The organism is Holdemania sp., from assembly GCF_986127675.1.
Window position 1 is genome coordinate 1 of the sequence record NZ_CFQZWI010000060.1, and the last position, 17,952, is coordinate 17,952.

Annotated in this window: 14 protein-coding genes; 11 read left to right on the top strand and 3 right to left on the bottom strand. The window is 50.0% G+C overall.

Annotated features, from left to right (window positions below):
• Positions 1–358, top strand: a 358-nt coding sequence (locus AC5OW4_RS09800; protein ID WP_493676919.1) for a GatB/YqeY domain-containing protein, incomplete at its 5' end; no start/stop codon positions are given.
• Positions 359–693: 335 nt separating this feature from the next.
• Here the strand turns inward: AC5OW4_RS09800 and AC5OW4_RS09805 are convergent.
• On the bottom strand, positions 694–3,195 hold the full coding sequence (locus AC5OW4_RS09805) for a transglycosylase domain-containing protein (RefSeq protein WP_083538454.1): 2,502 nt from the start codon (positions 3,193–3,195) through the stop codon (positions 694–696).
• A 717-nt stretch (positions 3,196–3,912) separates the two neighbouring features.
• On the opposite strand from AC5OW4_RS09805, the gene AC5OW4_RS09810 reads away from it, so the two are divergent.
• From AC5OW4_RS09810 to AC5OW4_RS09820, 3 genes are read left to right on the top strand one after another with little or no spacing between them, the layout of a single operon-like run.
• Entirely contained in the window at positions 3,913–4,902 is a 990-nt protein-coding gene (locus AC5OW4_RS09810) for an ABC transporter substrate-binding protein (protein WP_072683970.1), read from the top strand.
• Between the two features lie 18 nt (positions 4,903–4,920).
• Positions 4,921–5,799: an ABC transporter permease gene (locus tag AC5OW4_RS09815; protein ID WP_072683810.1), complete on the top strand. Its 879-nt coding sequence runs from the start codon at positions 4,921–4,923 to the stop codon at positions 5,797–5,799.
• Positions 5,792–6,583, top strand: a complete 792-nt coding sequence (locus AC5OW4_RS09820; protein WP_072683809.1) for an ABC transporter ATP-binding protein — start codon at positions 5,792–5,794, stop codon at positions 6,581–6,583. Before AC5OW4_RS09815 ends, AC5OW4_RS09820 begins: the two co-directional genes overlap by 8 nt.
• Before the next feature lie 237 nt (positions 6,584–6,820).
• Here the strand turns inward: AC5OW4_RS09820 and AC5OW4_RS09825 are convergent, their stop codons facing one another.
• On the bottom strand, positions 6,821–7,003 hold the full coding sequence (locus AC5OW4_RS09825; protein ID WP_072683808.1) for a hypothetical protein: 183 nt from the start codon (positions 7,001–7,003) through the stop codon (positions 6,821–6,823).
• A 602-nt stretch (positions 7,004–7,605) separates the two neighbouring features.
• Here AC5OW4_RS09825 and AC5OW4_RS09830 point away from each other — a divergent pair.
• The 7 genes from AC5OW4_RS09830 to AC5OW4_RS09860 all read left to right on the top strand — a co-directional run bounded on the left by AC5OW4_RS09830 (position 7,606) and on the right by AC5OW4_RS09860 (position 17,158).
• A complete protein-coding gene (locus tag AC5OW4_RS09830; protein WP_039864589.1) occupies positions 7,606–8,337 on the top strand; it encodes a sugar isomerase domain-containing protein in 732 nt (243 codons plus the stop codon).
• Positions 8,338–8,549: 212 nt separating this feature from the next.
• On the top strand, positions 8,550–9,401 hold the full coding sequence (licT, locus tag AC5OW4_RS09835; RefSeq protein ID WP_083538452.1) for a BglG family transcription antiterminator LicT: 852 nt from the start codon (positions 8,550–8,552) through the stop codon (positions 9,399–9,401).
• 175 nt (positions 9,402–9,576) lie between these two features.
• Positions 9,577–11,418 (top strand): beta-glucoside-specific PTS transporter subunit IIABC, encoded by a 1,842-nt coding sequence (locus AC5OW4_RS09840; protein WP_295767749.1) that lies wholly within the window; start codon positions 9,577–9,579, stop codon positions 11,416–11,418.
• Complete coding sequence (locus tag AC5OW4_RS09845) at positions 11,418–12,824, top strand: glycoside hydrolase family 1 protein (protein ID WP_195396220.1); 1,407 nt, start codon at positions 11,418–11,420, stop codon at positions 12,822–12,824. Before AC5OW4_RS09840 ends, AC5OW4_RS09845 begins: the two co-directional genes overlap by 1 nt.
• A 734-nt stretch (positions 12,825–13,558) precedes the next feature.
• Positions 13,559–15,301, top strand: coding sequence for an N-acyl-D-amino-acid deacylase family protein (locus AC5OW4_RS09850; protein WP_072683806.1), 1,743 nt, complete (start codon positions 13,559–13,561; stop codon positions 15,299–15,301).
• Between the two features lie 84 nt (positions 15,302–15,385).
• A complete protein-coding gene (locus tag AC5OW4_RS09855) occupies positions 15,386–15,874 on the top strand; it encodes a hypothetical protein (protein ID WP_139248571.1) in 489 nt (162 codons plus the stop codon).
• Between the two features lie 777 nt (positions 15,875–16,651).
• Entirely contained in the window at positions 16,652–17,158 is a 507-nt protein-coding gene (locus AC5OW4_RS09860; protein WP_072683804.1) for a hypothetical protein, read from the top strand.
• A 74-nt stretch (positions 17,159–17,232) separates the two neighbouring features.
• Here AC5OW4_RS09860 and AC5OW4_RS09865 read toward each other — a convergent pair.
• A partial coding sequence (locus AC5OW4_RS09865; RefSeq protein WP_493676920.1) for an NYN domain-containing protein occupies positions 17,233–17,952 on the bottom strand: 720 nt, incomplete at its 5' end.

Sequence of the window (17,952 nt, forward strand, 5' to 3'; positions counted from 1 at the left end):
CTCGGCGATCGCGCTGGCGGAAAAGGAGGCCGGCCAGCCGTTAAGCGAAGAAGAAGAGCTGGCCTATGTTCAGAAAGAACTGAAGCAGACAAAGGACGCGCTGGCGCAGACGCCGGCCAGCCGCGCGGATCTGATCGCGGAAACGCAGCGTAAAATTGAAATTATCGAAGCCTATCTGCCCGCGCAGATGAGCGAAGCAGAGCTGGATGAAGCGGTTCAGGCTGTAATTACGGAGCTTCAGCTGGAACCGGTAATGAAAAACAAAGGGATGTTGATCAAGGAAATGATGGCGCGCTACAAAGGAAAAACGGATGGAAAATCGGTCAACGCCGCCGTCGGCCGCGCACTGCATGCCTGAACTCTCTGACAGCCAGGCCGGGCGCTGAAAGGCGCAGGGAAAGAACTTGTCCGCCAGAGGCAGTCTGCGCCGGAATAACGTATTTTCTGATGATGAACTGAATTGAAGCAGAAAATGATTGCGGATCACAAACTTTGAAATGGGGTAAATTGGAAAGGAACGCCGGAATTGACCGACGTTCTTTTTGTATGAATGAGATCGCAAAGTAAAGAAAAGAAAATCTGTGAAAGTGTGCAGGCGAAGGGAATCACAGGTAAAATGAAACCGCATTGAAGCCTTCCTTGAGCGCATGATAAAGAAAACCGCATCCCTGAAGAGGATGCGGCTGGCCATGCTTATCGGACGGTAACGCACTGTTCCTCGCTGTGCAATCCTGTACTGTAAACGTAATAACCGCAGACCTTGACGCTGCCGCCGCCTTCCACCCAATCGTAATAGGTCGGCTGATCTGAGGTAACTTCGTGGTACAGATTGCCATTGAGATAAACTTTGGCGTAATAGTAAGGATTGCCGAGGATCCAGTTCCAGTCGAACAGCTTCTGACCGACGGCATAAACGTAGATATCGCCTTGAGACAGGCTGATTTCTTTCTGGTTTTCCGGCAGATCGCCGCGGTAGCCGCCCCAGTTGATCGTCAGGCCGCCCCATTCGTCGATATAACCGCTGACCGTGCTTTCCAGCTTCTGTTCGGAATTGCCCCATGGCGAAACCAGCGTGTTGTATTCCTTCTTGATCAAACCGGTTGTGGACAGATTCGGATCCACGCCGTCCACTGCGGCATATGGGAAGGTACCGATAATGTGGGTGATGCTTTCCACGCCGTCCGGCTGAACCAGCGCCTTCGGCGGATTCTTTTCATCATAGTTGGCGTCCAGCAGAAGCTCGCAGATCTGGCCCGGGATATTTTTCTGGCTTTTCCTGTTGTCAAAGTAAGTTTTTTCATCTTTAACGCCCTTGTCGTAGCCGACCCACACGACGTTGGTCGTCTGGCTCGTGGAGGCGATCATCCATTTATCCTTGGCCGCGCCTTCCGGAATACCAAACCGCAGGCCATCCTTGCCCCAGTCGGTCGTGCCGGTCTTGGCATAGACTGGATAGCTGCGCTTTAAGACCTGCATGTAGTTGAAATACGGACCTTCAACGCAATACTGCATCAAGGTGCTGGCCATGTAGGCCGCTTCCTCGCTGATAACCTGCCTGCCTTCGTGATCCGCGACATAATCCGCGCTGCCGTCGCCAAACTCAATCCGTGCGACGGTATGCGGCTTCACATACCGGCCGCCGTTGACCATCGCGGCATGCGCGCTCGCCATTTCCGTGGCGCTGGCTTCGAAGGAAGAACCGCCGATTGCGTAGCCGGTGTCGAAATGATCGTTATCGACACGCGAGAAGCCCAGACTTTGCAGATAGTCGATGACCTTGGAACGTCCGATCGTGTCGATGACTTCCTGCAGTGTCTGAATCGCCGGGGTATTCAGCGACTGTCCGACAGCCTGCTGCAGCGTGACGTCGCCGCGGTACTGGCCGTCGAAGTTGTTGATGACTTTCTTGGTGCCGCGGTAAACGATCGGCCGGTCGGTGATGACGTGATCGGTCGCCCAGCCCAGATGTTCAAACGCCAGGGCATAGGACAAGAACGGCTTGACCGCCGAGCCTGGCTGTTTAAACTGGCTGGTCGCCCGGTTCAACAAGCGCGCTCCGGAATAATTCCGTCCGCCGCCTAAGCCGCGGATCTCGCCGGTCTGGTTGTTCATCGACACGATCGCGATCTGCATCAGCTCGTCCGGATACTCGATATTTTCGCCTTTCTGAATGGCGTCGATCTGTTCCTGAACCGTCCGGTCCATGTTGGTGTAGACCTTCATCGGCGTCAGGGCCGGATCCTTGCCTGTGATCTGCTTGACTTCTTCGATCACCGCGTCGACATAAGCCTGATATGGCCCGCCGCTTTCGGAGATCGTGTAATCCTCGCCGACTAACAGATCCTCCACGCGGATCGACTTGGCCAGATCGGCTTCCTGTTCGCTGATATAGCCATGATAAACCATCATATCCAGCACAGTGTTGCGCCGGTTGGTGGCATAATCAAGATTTTCGTAAGGATTGTAGGCGTTCGGCCGGTTGATGATACCCGCCAGCAGCGCGCTCTCGCTCAGGCTCAAGTCTTTGGCGTCCTTACCAAAGTAATACTGCGCCGCTTTCTGCACGCCGCGGATGTTGCCGCCGAAGTTCAGCTTGTTTAAATACAGCTGGAAGATCTGTTTCTTATCAATCAGCTTTTCCAGCTTCAATGCCGTCCAGATTTCCTGAACCTTGCGGTCGACCGATTTTTCCGCAATCGTCGAATTCTCCAGATCGTCGACCTGGAAGTAGGTGTTTTTCACTAACTGCATCGTAAACGTCGAACCACCCTGACCGAAGCTCTTGGACTTCAGATTCTCCAGCGCCGCTTTGGCGAAACGGGGAACGTCGAAGCCGGGATGTTCGAAGAAACGCGAGTCTTCAATGGCGACAAAGGCGTCGACCAGCGAGGCCGGCATCTCGTCGTAGGTGATGTTTTCGCGCAGGTAAGCGCCCAGTTCGGTGATCAGGTTGCCGTCTTGATCATAAACCTGAGAAGATTCCAGACCTTCAAAGTCCGACAGGCTGATCGCAGGTGCGTCCTTGATCATATCTGAAGCGATATACAAACCTCCGCATCCGACGATCAATCCGACGATCAGAAGAAAATAGACGAAGAAGATCGCGATTTTCTTACCCAGCGATACCTTGCGTTTTTTCTTCCCGGGTTTATTTTGGGATTCTTGGGGATCCATGGATTTGTTTTGTTCTGACATGCGTTTTGATTCTCCTTACTCTGTGGGGGATTTCCGCGGAAATCCATTTTGATGAATCATTCTTTATTTTACCACAATCTATTCGATTGGCAAAAAAGAGAGGATAAAAAGTGGCAAAAAGCGCAGAATTCCGAAGGAAAAAACGAAAAACAGAAGAATTCCGGGAATTGCCGGGTGAAATTCCCATTGACATTTCCCTTCATGCGAGTAGAATGAAATTAAACCGGTGATGGGGAGATCAAGCACGGACAGGCGCTTAAAGAGAGTTTGGGCAAGGTGGAAGCCAGACAGAGAAGCCGCTGTGTAAATGGACCCCGGAGGGCCAGGCGAAAGGGAAGCCGAGTAGCTGAGGACGTGAGCCGACGTTAAAAGGCAGAAAATGTGTTGGCATTTTTGGTGAGTGGAGAAAAGATAAGAGACGCAGTCTTTTTTCAAACAAGGTGGTACCGCAGGAAATTCAGCCTGCCCTTGAAGGAGAGTTTTAAACTTTCCATGAGGGCGGGCTTTTTACATTCTCCGGCGTCCTCTCGCTATAAAGCCAGAAAGAACAGGAGGCGATGAGGATGGGAAAAAACATCCGCATGTGGTTTGAGGCGCGGCGGCCGTAAGCCGCTGCGCTCAAGAACAGAAAAATCGGAAGTCCGCGGCGTGGGAAAGAACGATGGGGACAGCCGATTTTCAACAAGTCAGGGTGAAAATTATGAGGAGAAAAGAAAAATGAAAAAGTTTAAAAGATTATTGAGTATCATAGTGCTGGGGCTGAGCTTCGTGCTCTCCGGTTGTTCTGGAAAAGCGGCGGATGGTCCGCGGATCGGCGTGATTCAGCTGATGGAGCATACTTCGTTAAACATGATTTACGACAGCTTTGAAGAAGAGCTGGCCGAGCTTGGTTATCAGGATGGAGTAAACTGTACGATCCTCTTCAAAAACGCGCAGGGGGAGCAAAGCAACATTGGCTCCATCGTTTCCTCGTTCCAGTCGGAGAAGCTGGACGTCGTGGTGGCGATTGCGACGCCGACCGCCCAGTCCGCGGCGCAGCTGGCGGAAACGACGCCGGTTATCTTCTCGGCCGTCACGGATCCGATCGCGTCCGGGCTGACGTCCAGCCTGGAACATCCGGATCAGAACATCACCGGCACCAGCGACGAAATCGCGGTCGCGCAGATTCTGGATCTGGCGCTGCAGCTGCAGCCGGAACTGAAAACACTGGGGATGATTTACAACGTTGGGGAAGTGAATTCCCAAACCAACATCGCCAAGGCCAGAGAAGCGGCCAAAGCGCTGGGCTTAACGGTAATCGAGGCGCCGGTGGCCAATACCTCGGAAGTCGCCCAGGCGGCGCAGGTTCTAAGTGAAAAATGCGACGCGCTGTTCTCGCCCAACGACAATACTGTCGCAACCGCAATGAGCACCGTTACGCAGATCACGCGGTCTGCCGGGATTCCGGTCTACGTCGGGGCGGATTCAATGGTCATGGACGGCGGCACGGCGACGATCGGCATCAATTATGTTGATCTGGGCAAGGAAACCGCCCGGATGGTCGATCAGGTGCTCCAGGGGACCGACGTCAGTGCGATTCCGGTCAAGGTCTTTAATGAAAATCTGAGCGTCTACGTCAATACCGACGCGTTGGAAGCGCTGCATCTGACGCTGCCGGAAAGTCTGGCGCAAGATGAGCAGCTGGTTATGATTCAAGATCCGCAATAAAGAAAGGAGGCGCTAATAATGTCGCTGGATACCGTTTTATCGACCCTGCAGCTGGGCTTGGTGTATTCCGTGCTGGGGCTGGGGTTGTTTCTTTCGTTCAGGATTCTGAACACGCCGGACTTAACCGTCGACGGCAGCTTTGTGACCGGAATGGCGATCAGCGCGGTGCTGACGCTGGCAGGACATCCGATTCTGGGACTGGCGGCGGCCTTTGCGGGCGGTTTGGGCGCGGGGAGCGTCACCGGTCTGCTTCATACCCGATTGAAAATCCAGCCGATTCTGGCGGGTATTCTGACGATGACGGCGCTGTATTCCGTGAATCTGAGGATCATGGGCGGCAAGCCGAACCTGTCGTTATATAAAAAGGAAACGCTGTTTTCCCTGTTTCAAGGGAAAGCGGTGCAGACCCCTACTCTGCTTTTGTTTCTGATCGTTGTTTTGTTGGCCGCACTGCTGACGTTGTTCTTAAAGACACAGCTGGGCTTGTCGTTACGAGCGACAGGCGACAATGAGGAGATGGTCCGGGCATCGTCAATCAACACCGATTCGATGAAGATTCTGGGGCTGGCGCTGGCTAACGGCTTCGTCGCCTTATCCGGCGGTCTGTTGGCGCAGCAGCAGCAATTCGCAGACAATAACGGCGGCTTGGGGATGCTGGTGCTGGGTTTGGCGTCGATCATCATCGGCGAAACCTTATTTGGCAAAGGCGGACTGGCGCATCATCTGAGTTCTGTCTGCGCAGGTACGATCGTCTATCGCTTCGTGCTGACCTTCGCGCTGTCGCTGGGACTGGCGGCGAGCGATCTGAAATTGTTTTCTTCGGCGCTGGTCGTCCTGGCGCTGGCTGTGCCGCAGATGCAGGGGCGGCTGAAAAGGAGGCGGAAACGTCATGCTTGAGGTACGGGAGGCGACCGTCGTCTTTAACGGTGGAACGGTCAATGAGAAAACGGCGCTGGATCATGTCAGTCTGACGCTGGAAGCGGGCGACTTTGCCACGGTGATCGGTTCCAACGGCGCGGGGAAAAGCACGCTGCTGAGCGCGATTGCCGGAAGTCTGCCTTTAACTTCGGGACAGATCACGCTGCAGGGGCAGGACATGACGCGGATGAAGGAACACCGCCGCAGCCATGCGATCGGCAGGCTGTTTCAGGATCCCCTGAAAGGCACAGCGCCGTCAATGACGATTGAAGAAAACCTGGGACTGGCGTACAGCCGGGGAAAGCGGCGGTCGCTGCAGCTGGGCGTCAGCCGGAAGGACGAGCGGTTCTTTTATGATTTGTTGAAATCGCTGAATCTCGGGCTGGAGGAACGGATGAAAACCCCGGCCGGCCATTTATCGGGCGGCCAGCGGCAGGCGCTGACGCTGTTGATGGCGACGGTCGTCACGCCGAAACTGCTGCTTTTGGACGAACACACGGCGGCGCTGGATCCGCGCACAGCCCGGGCGATCATGGACCTGACGCAGCGGATTATCGAACGGGATCAGATCACGACGCTGATGATCACGCACAATATCGAAAACGCGCTGGCGTATGGCAATAAAACAATCGTTATGAACGAGGGGCGGATCCTGCATATTTATAGCGGGGAAGAACGCCGCCGGCTGAGCGTCAAAGACGTCATGGCGTTGTATGAAAGCGAACACGCGGTTTTGTCCGACCGGACGATTCTGGGCCGGTGACGCCCGGGATGGTCGAAGGATACAGCTGGTGAACGGCAAGCCCGGTTGATTGCGAAGAGATGTTTTTGCGGATTTCAGGATTTAAGATTCTTTTAAAATAGAAGCATCAGGTTCCAGAACGAGCGAGGACGAATTGAGTAAAATTAACTCAGGAATGAAAGAAAAAGGTTGAAATTCCATCCGGAATGTCTATACTAAAGGTGTAAGGTGTTGCTGAAAGGCGGCACCCGTCATGCGCTATCTCTTACGAGAATGGCGGCGGACAGATGAGCGCTGGGTTTTCTTGGGAGTTGACACAGCGCCTTTCTTTTTGGCTTCTATAATTTTTAAGTGGCATTCAATCACCTTGATCGAACATTCGATCAGGGGCAAACCAACTTTCAAAACTACATTGACAAAAAGTTCCAGGAAATGTTCCATAGAATTGCCCTCCTTGAATGACAGACGACAAAAATCTGTCGGTTTGAATCGAATTGAAAAGGTCAAAAGTCGATTCTGTCCGGACGGGCATCCGCGGTTCAACAAAACCCAACACTATTAATATTGCGGAAAAGTAAAAATAACCCCCTAAGAAAATGATGAAAAACATGTTCACAAAGTAAAAAAAGAGCGCTGAAGATACTTTTCGGAAATAAGCTTCAATTCTGTTTGTTTTGATTCGATTTACGAAGTCGAGGATTGTCATTTAAGCAGCAGGCAAATCAGGATTTTATTATTCCTTATCGAAATTCAGTTTCGAACTGAATATCGCAGCTTGTTTTACAAGGCAATCGTCTTAGCGAACCATTTTTCTTATGATTTTTTGACAGCCGGTCAGTCTGTTCTGTTGCTGCTGGTCATGCTTTACTAAGTATAGAAAATCGAAGATTACTTTTATAATCAAGTATGAAATATAATTAAGTTAAATCAAAACTGCAATTATAACCCGAATACAATTTGTTTTAATTGAATTTTTTAACCAAATCCTGTGGTAATTTACCGGGGTGTTTGCTATGATAAGACTGAACAAAGGAGAACGAAAAATGATACTGGACGATTATCAGAAACGAGTAGATCAACTGTTTGAACAAATCAAAACGACACAGCGGGAAAACATCATCACAGCAGGCAAAATGATTGCGGAAACGATCGATGCGGGAGGGAATATTTATCTCAGCGGCATCTGCCATTCCATCGAAATGGACCTGTTCAACCGCGGCGGCGGACCGGCATTTTACCGGACATTTCATTATAAATTAGACGTGCAGTCGGATGCCCGCGAGCGCGACCGCAGCGATTTGGATACGGATATGGAAGGCTTAGGCGAATATATCTTAAAGGCATCGACGATCCGGCCGGGCGATATTCTGTTTGTCGGTTCGGTTTCCGGACGGACTAAAGGTGTCGTCGACCTGGCTTGGGAAGCCAAGAAAATGGGAATCAAGGTCATTGCCATGAGTTCGATGAGCTATGCGCAGACCGTGGACGCCGTGCATTCATCCGGCAAGAAACTGTATGAATTTGTCGATCTGACGCTCGACAACTGCGCTCCGGCAGCCGAAGCCATGCTGAAAATCGACGGCATCGAAGCGAACTTCGCGGCAGCCAGCGGCATCGCCAGCTCCTACATTCTCTGGTCAGTGACCGCGGTTGCATTGGAAGAAATGATGAAGAGCGGAAAAACGCCGCTGTTGTTAAAGAGCGCGAATTTCCCAGGCGGCCCGGAATACAACAATACCGAAGTTTATCCGCATTATAAGGAATTCGGCTGGTAAATCCTGATTTTGGAATTGAACTGGAACTTGGAAAATGTCAAAAAATGGCATTCTTAAAAAAAGAAAGCGTTGACAAAGTTCGAGGATTTGGCTAGAATAACAAATGTATTTAGGGTTGTAACTTGAAAAAGGCAAAGCCTAAACTGGATTTCATTGTATCAGTTTATCTGATATTATGGGTGTAGTTTAGGCTTTTATTTTGGAAAGGAGGGATGAAATTGCGAGTAAAGAAAGTGTTCAACAACAATATTCTGTTAGCCGAAGACGAGAACTTGCTGGAAGTGATTCTGATGGGACGCGGCATCGGTTATGCCATGAAGCCGGGCGATCCGGCTGATGAATCCAAAATCGATAAGGTTTTCAAAATTACCGCGCATCAGCAGCAGGAGGATTTTGTCAGGCTGATGAAGGAAATTCCGATCAACCATCTGGAACTGACTAAAAAGATCGTCGAAATGGCGCAGAAGGAGTTGAACGTTCAATTTGACGACGTAATTTACATCGGCCTGACCGACCACATTCATTTTGTGATCAAGCGCGCAAAACAAAATGAACAGCTCAAAAACGCGCTGTTGTGGGAAATCAAGAAATTCTATCCGCGCGAATTCGCCGCTTCGATGAAAGCGCTGGAGCTGATCGAGTATTCCGAAGGACTGCAGCTGACGGAGGATGAGGCCAGTTTCATCGCCATGCATTTTGTCAATGGCCAGCAAAGCGGCGAAGCGATCCGCGAAACGGTAGAAGCCACGCAGATTATTCAAGACATCCTGAATATTATCAAGTTTCATTACAAGATCGATTTGAATGAGAATTCGATCAATTACAGCCGGTTTATCACGCATATCCGGTTCTTCCTGCAGCGAATCCGCGGCTCGCTGAACGTCAGCGAGGACGATTATCTGTTTGAGAAGGTAAAAGAAAAATACCCGGATGCGTATGCCTGCGCAAGCCGGATTAAAACGTATCTGGATGCGAAGCTGGGCGTGGAGCTGACCCATGAGGAAATGCTCTACTTCATGCTTCACATCCGGAGACTGACAGAAAGAGAAAAGAGCCAAGCGTAGGATTGTAACCGCAAGGGCAAAGCCTGCCGTTCGTTTTCCCCTTTCTATCCCGTTTTTAAACGTGGAGCGAAAAGGAGGAAGCGGCGACAGGCTTTTTTGTACCCCGATGCCGGACAATTCACCAGATTCAGAAAGTGAAGAAACAGGGCCGCTTCCTGTGGCCAAGGAGGAGAAGATGAAATACGAAAGCTTAGTCCGCGCGATTCTCAATGAGATCGGCGGCGAACACAACATCGCGTCCGTAACCCACTGCATGACGCGGCTGCGGTTTACGTTGAAGGATGAGTCCAAAGCGAATATTGAAAATGTGAAAAACATTACCGGTGTTGTCGGCTGCGTCAACAAAGGCGGTCAGTTCCAGATCGTCATCGGCACGCAGGTCGCCGACGTCTACAATGAATTAATTCAGATTGCGCATATTCAGACGGATGGGGAGGAGAAGAAGGAAAAGAAAAACCTGATCTCCGCCTTATTTGACACGATGGCCAGCATCGTCATGCCGATGATCGGTCCGCTGGCCGGCGCTGGAATGATCAAAGCGATCCTGTCCATTCTTGTGCAGTTCAGCCTGATCGACAACACGACGCAGACTTATCAGATTTTCTATATGGTCGCCGACTGCGTCTTCTATTATATGCCGTTCTTCCTGGCCTTCTCAGCGGGAAAGAAATTCAAATGCAACCCTTATTTATCGCTGATCTTTGCGGCGATGCTGGTGCATCCGACCTATCTGGGCTTAAAAACCGCGGGTGATCCGGTGACGCTGCTGGGCCTGCCGGTCACGCTGGCAACCTACACCTCCAGCGTCGTTCCGATCATCCTGATCGTCTACTTCCAGTCGATTGTGGAAAAGTGGGTGACGAAATGGACGCCGAAAGCGATTAAAACCTTCTTTGTTCCGATGATTGTGATCCTGGTCACCGTTCCGGTCGGATTTATCGTTTTGGGGCCGTTAGGCGCGATCTTCGGTAATTATCTGGCATCGTTCTTCACCTTCCTGGACACTCAGGTCGGCTGGCTGGTTCCGATGCTGGTGGGCGGCTTATGTCCGCTGTTAGTCATGACGGGGATGCACTATGCGCTGGGCAGCGCGCAGTCGATCCAGCGGGCGACGGTCGGCTATGCGACAATTCTGGCGCCGGGAATGGTTTGCAGCAACATGGCGCAGTCGGCGGCAACCTTCGGCGTGGCGCTGAAAACGAAAGATAAGGAATTGAAATCACTGGCGTCCACCGTTGGCGTCACAGCGCTGTGCGGCATTACGGAACCGACCTTGTACGGCATTGGCATGAAATTGAAACGGCCGTTATACAGTGCGATGGCAGCTGGTGCAATCGGCGGTCTGTATGCCGGTCTGACGGGGGTTAAGCAGTGGGCTTACGGAACGTCGACGATCTTTGCGCTCCCGGTTTATTTGGGCAGCGACAACTCGTTTCTCAATATCTGCATCGCCGTCGCGATTTCGATGGTATTGGCGTTCGTGTTCAGCTATCTGACGCATAAGGATCCGGCGCCGGCTTCCAGCAAGGCGGAAGCGGCAGTCAAGCCGGCGGTGCTGAATAAAAAGCTGGTAATTCATTCTCCGGCCGCGGGTCAGCTGATTCCGCTGGAACAGGTTAAGGATGATACGTTCGCCAGCGGCGCATTGGGTCAGGGCTGCGCCTTGATTCCGGAAAGCGGCGAGTTTGGTTCGCCGGTCAAAGGCAAGGTTGCGATGTTGTTTGAAACCAAGCATGCGATCGGACTGGTCGCCGAGGATGGCACGGAAGTGCTGATTCATATCGGTCTGGATACCGTCAAGCTCAACGGCGAACATTTTACGGCGCTGGTCAAAACCGGTGATGCGGTCGAAGTCGGCACGCCGTTAGTGCAGGTGGATTTAAAAGCTGTGCGGGATGCCGGTTATGATCTGGTAACGCCAGTGCTGATCACAAATTCCGCAGAGGTGCTGGACGTCGTGGAAAACAGCCGGGAACACGTCGAAGCCGGCGATGAAATTTTAACGGTGATTCGCTGATGGCCTTTCCGAAAGGATTTTTATGGGGCGGCGCGCTGGCGGCCAACCAGTGCGAGGGTGCTTATCTTGAGGATGGTAAGGGTCTGTCCCAGCAGGACGTTATGCCGCAGGGCGTGCGCGGACCGGTCACCAACCAGCCAACTCCTGATAATTTGAAACTGATCGGCACGGATTTTTATCACCGCTATCGGGAAGATATCGCGCTGATGGCGGAAATGGGCTTCAAGGTATTTCGTTTCTCGATCGCATGGAGCCGGATTTATCCGCGTGGGGATGAAGTGGAACCCAATGAAGCAGGACTGGCGTTCTATGACCGGGTGATTGACGAATGTCTGAAATATGGCATCGAGCCGCTGATCACGCTGTCGCACTATGAGATACCGCTGCATTTGTGCCGGACTTACGACGGCTTCCGCAGCCGGGAGATGATCGGCTTTTTCCTCCGTTATGCGGAAACCGTGCTTCGCCGTTATCATGACCGGGTAAAATACTGGCTGACCTTTAACGAGATCAATGTCACACTGATTTCACCGTTATTGGGCGCGGGGGTGATGACGCCCAAGGACCAGCTGAGCGCGCAGGACCGCTTCCAGACGGCACATCACCAGCTGGTCGCCAGCGCCAGAGTGACCGCCTTGGCGAAGCAGCTCTGTCCTGCGATTCAGATCGGCTGCATGGCGGCTTCCGCACCGCGGTATCCGATGACCTGCGATCCGCAGGATATGATCGCGATGATGACCAGTCAGCAGGAGCTGGATTATTTTATCCATGTGCATTGCACCGGCGAATATCCGTATTACGCAAAACGGCTGTGGTGGGAAAACAACGTGTGTCTGGAAATCACGGAGGAAGACCGGCAGGCGTTGAAGCATACCGTGGATTTCATATCGTTCAGCTATTATTCAAGCAAAGTCGTGGCGGCGGATGAAAGCCGCTACGCGATGGCCAACGGTAACATCATGCGGGGATTAAAAAATCCTTATGTTCCGGTCTCGGATTATGATTATCCGATCGATCCGGAAGGGCTGCGCTACATTCTTAATTATTTATACGATCATTTCCACAAGCCGTTGTTTGTCGCAGAGAATGGATTGGGGTCGAAGGAAGAACTGACGCCTGACGGAAACGGCGGATTTACGGTTAAGGATCAGGCCCGGATCGACTTTCACCGCGGACATATTCAGGCGATGGCCCGGGCGATTGACGATGGGGTCGAGGTGTTCGGATACACTTCATGGGGGCCGATCGATTGTGTCAGCGCGGCATCGGCAGAAATGACGAAGCGGTATGGCTTCGTCTATGTCGACCGCAATCAGGATGGATCGGGGACCTTACAGCGCTGGAAAAAACAAAGCTTTGACTGGATCGCAAAGATCTACCGAAGCAACGGTGCTGATCTGGATTAAGCTGCTTAATGAAATGGGAACTGTCTGCAAACAACAGGCAGTTCTCTTTTTTGTTGGGAATGCTTTTTTGCCCTCAGCACTTTACGAACAGGCTTTGCTTGTCCATGCCTGTTATGCGGAAAATGTGGTGAAAACACAGAAAAAGGGCGGCTCAAAATGCCAACCCTCAACAATTTAATTATACTCCGAAAAAAATTAAAAAAACAGACTGTTTCCTGCTTTTATATCTTGTATTATATAGGTGTAGAAAGAGATGAGGATCAAGCAGAAAGATCCCATGATCTCTAAAGGAGGTTCTCATGAAGAAGGTACTTCTCGAATATTAAGCCGTTCCCTTCTTTGTTACCAGAACAGGGAGAGGGAACTGAATCTGAAATATCAGAAAACAAAGAATCAAAAATAGAAAGTGAGTCTGGAGAGGACAGACCAATGGGCAGAGAAAAGTAATATTTCATAACTTGAATTTCAGAAAGAAGTGATGAGCTGAATTTTGAAAAATAAAGAGATGAAAAAAATTCAAAGCTGTTTCTATGAAAAAGAATTGTAGATTCTGAAAGTAAACGTGATTTCACTTTAAGATCATGTCCGATGTCCAAGGAAAGAGCTTAGAGTTTATAGAAACATAAGGTAGGAACAAAGAGAATGGCGGTCAGGCTGTTCTCTTTTTTTGACTGAAAGGTATTCTTGTTTCCCCGGATGGAGGCTATAATGAAGGCAAAAGGGAGGATTTATTTATGTTTGACATGATCATTCGTCAGGGCTTGATTCTGGATGGGACCGCTGCGCCGGGAAAGGTGGCCGATCTGGGCATTGTCGGCGATCAGATTGCCGCGATCGGCGATTTAAGCGGAGAATCCGCGAAGCAGGAGATCGACGCCAGGGGGAAAGTGGTAACTCCGGGATTCATCGACCCGCATTCGCATTCAGATTTGTCTGTTTTGTTCGAGCCGTCGATGACCAATTATCTGATGCAGGGCGTGACGACGGTGGTCGGCGGTAACTGTGGTCATTCTTACGGTCCGGTCGGCGACGAATTGTACCGCAGCGCGATCATTGATCCGAAGGTTGCGTTTCAGGCCGATCCGTCCTATTTTACGATGACATCGTTGCTTTTGCCAAAAGAGAAAGCTGTCAAAGCGTTGAAGGAACAGTATGGAATTGATATGGACTGGCATTCATTTAAAGAGTATCTGGACAAGTGCGATCAACAGCCGTTAGACGGCAATATCGCCTCATTGGCGGGCTACAGCGCGATCCGCGGGACGGTCATGGGCATGGATTGCTGCCGGGCGGCCACGGAAGAAGAAATCGTGAAGATGGAAGAGCTGACGCGGCAGTGTTTGGAAGACGGCGCGTTCGGCTTATCGACAGGCACCGATCCGCAATATGTGCCGGGACCGTTTGCCAGTTTTGACGAAACGGTGCGGATGTTGAAAATCGTGAAGGAGTACGATGGGATATTTGCTTCGCATACGCGGAATTATGACGCGGAAGGCAAACCGGACCGGATGGGCGGTTATCAGGATATGCTGAAACAGGCGATGGCCGCGGGCGTGCGGGCCAATGTATCGCATGTTCATACGCTGGGAATGGGCGTCGATGAACAATCCAACGCCGAAGCGGCACGCAAGACGCTGGCGTATTTTGAAGAAATGGAAAAACAGGGCTGCGACCTGAGCTACGACGTGATTCCTTCGCCTTACAGCATGGATATGACAGTGCCGTATTTTGCGACCTTCCTGCGGCCCTTTGTCTTGATGTGCGGCAGCCGTCAGCATCTTGCCGAGAGCTTCAAGGTACCGGATTTCCGCAAGATGGTGCATGCGGTGATCGACGCGGGACTGTATCCGCTGCTCGATGAAAAGAATCTGATGATGAGCATGTATCCGATCCTGACCATTTCACGCCATCAAAATCCGGCGCATCTTGGGAAAAATCTGTATGCTTACGCGACGGAGCTGAAAAAAGATCCGCTTGATCTGGTCATGGATCTGTTTGCTGAGGATTGCGACATGGGCGCGGATATGGCGATGCCCAGCGCGGTCGAATCCAATGATATCCTCTGCACTCACCGCATGGCCATGCCATGCTCTGACGGATTCACCGGCGATAAATCAATGAATTTCGGCTTGAATGAGGATATTCAGATGACGCCGAATCCGATGAATTACAGTTTTATCATCCGCTATCTGACGCGCTATCAGAACCAGATCGCAATGGAGGAATTGATTCATAACGTCACGATGAAGCCGGCTGTTCGCTTCGGCATCGAGAAACGCGGTTCGCTGCAGATTGGAAATTACGCGGATATCGTCGTCTTCGACCGGGAGGCCCTGCACAGCTATGACCGTGATGCCAACATGTCCCAGTATCCGGAAGGGATTGATTATGTTCTGGTCAACGGCGTTGTGACGATCGATCACAAGCGTCATACCCAATCCGCCGCGGGAAGAATGCTGCGGAAAAACCAACAATAAAGGGCAGCGATCATCGCTGATTTTATGCAGACTATCAGAAAGATATTTTTTATATTAACACTGTTTTTCTTAGTGTCATGTAGTTTGAATAAATATGATGTCGATGGTCCTATGATTGTTAATGGCGATGTATTTGGTCTGGAAGATTATAAAGTGGAAGAATGCAGCTTGAAAGAGAATCGATATGTTTATGTTATTTCACAAAAGACAGAGACTATTCAAAAAACAGTTTCTATAACTTTATATAGTTATGATTCTAAAGAGGCGGCCGTCCAAAATATGCTTGATTTATTAGAAAAGACAGCAGAGTTTAAAAGAAAATCAAATTGTGTTGATTGTATTTATTTGCCTCATGAGATGACTGAATCAGAAATTAGATCCTATTTTCCTTTAGACAATATGGATTTATGGCAATGTGAGGAAGTTTATAATCTATTTGATACTATATATATAAGACAGAATAATAAACTCGTGAGATTATTTTCAGATCCATCGACTATATTTACACAACCAGATGAAGAAACAATTAAGGCCGTTCACCGGATACTTAATTATGAGTTTGAAAAAGAGTAGTGCAAAACGGACTTCAGCAGAGAATAAGCCAGGCTCTGATTGAACGACTGATTCTTAGAATCAATGTGGATAAAGTACAGTAGTTCAAAGACGAGAAAGGGATAGATTGACACTTCTGTGTGTTTGAAAAAATGATAGACAATATCGCGATAAGCCCACCACAGATTCATAGTTACGGCGATCGAGCACAAGCGTCAAAACTAAGCCGCGGCGGGAAGAATGCTGCGGAAAAACCAACAATAAAGGGCAGCGTTCATCGCTGCCCTCAACAATTTAATTATACAGGAAAAAAGTGTGAAAAAACAGACTGTTTCCTTCTTGGATATCTTGTATTATATAGATAAAGAAAGAGATGAGGATCAATACAAAGATCCAACGATCTCACAGGAGGTTCTCATGAAACAGGTGCTGCTCGAATTTTAAGCCGTTTCCTTCTTCGTTACCAGAACGGGGAGAGGAAACTGAAAAGAAAACGATGACTTTGAATCAATAATAAAAAGTGAGTCTGGAGAGGGCATACCAATGGACAAGGATAACGGAGAGTTTATTCAATAATTTAAGTCTTTGGTTTTTATTCCATAGTCAATGAAGAGTGAAGCGAGGCTTCCAATCGAAAGACGAAGTTTCGATTGATAAAGCTTGATTCTTAACCGAGGGTGTAAAAATAAGAGAAAAAGACGAAGAATTCCAAAATGGGAAAACGCTTCGTCTTTTATTTCATTCGTGAACAGCACAGTTTCGTAGCGGCAAGAGTAGTGTGAAAAGAGGAAATTAACGATGAAGAAAATAATAGCTTTTATTGTCATAAGTCTATTGCTTTGCGGCTGTGCCTCTGACAAAAAGTCCAGCCTGGGCGCACAGATCAGCCGCAGTCCGAAGATCCAGTCGATTACAGAAGCAGAATTGGAAAGTCTGGCGGATACTGAAGAAAACTATTTCATATTGTTTTGTGCGGGAAAGGATGTTACCTGTCAGGCGATTGTTGAAGATACCCAAAAGCTGAAACTGAGTCAGCCGGCCGCTTACTATTTCTTTGATCTTGAAGATTCCATCACGGCCTGTTCTACGCAGGACGCGAAGGCAGCTGAGCAGGCGATTCAGGATTTTCTGGCGTTTCTGGATCGTTATGCGATCACAAAAATCCCAACCATTCACTATTACAAAGGCGCGAAGTTCATAAAATCGCATAACATTGAAGAATATGAGAACTCTGCTGTTTTGACGGAAGCCGAAGAACAAGCTCGGATTGAAGAATTTAGGAACTGGATGAACAGCGTGGAATAACGATCAAAAACAAAGAAAACACAGACTTTTAGAGCCTGCGCTTTTTTTATGTGTCGGAAGTTTTTACATTGAGTTTACTGATCGTCTTCGGGATCAGAAAGCAGGGTTTTGAGTTCTTTCAGCGGGCGGTGGGGTTCAAGATTTTCCCGTTCCTGTTTGCGATGTTGATGACGGAGCTGCTGGACCTGGACTTCCAGCTCGCGTGAGCTGAGGCGCATCGCGCCCTGCCCCATGATGATCAGCTGTTCCATCCCATCGGAAGTTGCGACGGTAACCTCAAACTGGTCGGCGAGCTGATGCGTGGCTTTTTCGATGTAGGAATCGGCCGTCTGCGAGGTTTTCGTGTAGACGACGTACAGGTTATGCAGCTTCTGAATTGAGCCGGGATTATCCTTGACCTGATACGCGTCGAAGACCAGAATCAGAATTCCGGTGCGGGTTCCCTGGAAGCTGGAAAGCAGCTGGATCAGCTGATCGCGGGCTGCGGACAGATCTTCCCGGGCCAGCACAACAAGCTCACTCCACGAATGAATCATATTGTAACCATCGACTAACAGACATTTCGTCTTGGGCTTCTGCCGCTGGATTTCAATATGTTCCGGCATTTCCTTGCGCTTGACCGGAGCGCGTACCGCCACTTTTTCCTTCGGCTTGTGCGTACGTTCCATGACACGTTTCAGCTCGGCGTCGTCGACGGTATAGCGGTTATGATGATAACCGGAATCGACTGTCTCCACTTTCTGCGGATGCCATTGAGCTTCGATATGCATGTGTTCCTCAACTTCGTCGTAGCG

Bases quoted from the DNA above. Each gene is read 5' to 3' on its own strand.
- AC5OW4_RS09815 (WP_072683810.1), top strand. From the start codon at position 4,921: ATGTCGCTGGATACCGTTTTATCGACCCTGCAGCTGGGCTTGGTGTAT.
- AC5OW4_RS09805 (WP_083538454.1), bottom strand. From the start codon at position 3,195: ATGTCAGAACAAAACAAATCCATGGATCCCCAAGAATCCCAAAATAAA.
- AC5OW4_RS09860 (WP_072683804.1), top strand. From the start codon at position 16,652: ATGAAGAAAATAATAGCTTTTATTGTCATAAGTCTATTGCTTTGCGGC.
- AC5OW4_RS09820 (WP_072683809.1), top strand. From the start codon at position 5,792: ATGCTTGAGGTACGGGAGGCGACCGTCGTCTTTAACGGTGGAACGGTC.
- AC5OW4_RS09810 (WP_072683970.1), top strand. From the start codon at position 3,913: ATGAAAAAGTTTAAAAGATTATTGAGTATCATAGTGCTGGGGCTGAGC.
- AC5OW4_RS09840 (WP_295767749.1), top strand. From the start codon at position 9,577: ATGAAATACGAAAGCTTAGTCCGCGCGATTCTCAATGAGATCGGCGGC.
- AC5OW4_RS09830 (WP_039864589.1), top strand. From the start codon at position 7,606: ATGATACTGGACGATTATCAGAAACGAGTAGATCAACTGTTTGAACAA.
- AC5OW4_RS09850 (WP_072683806.1), top strand. From the start codon at position 13,559: ATGTTTGACATGATCATTCGTCAGGGCTTGATTCTGGATGGGACCGCT.
- licT (WP_083538452.1), top strand. From the start codon at position 8,550: ATGAAATTGCGAGTAAAGAAAGTGTTCAACAACAATATTCTGTTAGCC.
- AC5OW4_RS09845 (WP_195396220.1), top strand. From the start codon at position 11,418: ATGGCCTTTCCGAAAGGATTTTTATGGGGCGGCGCGCTGGCGGCCAAC.
- AC5OW4_RS09825 (WP_072683808.1), bottom strand. From the start codon at position 7,003: ATGGAACATTTCCTGGAACTTTTTGTCAATGTAGTTTTGAAAGTTGGT.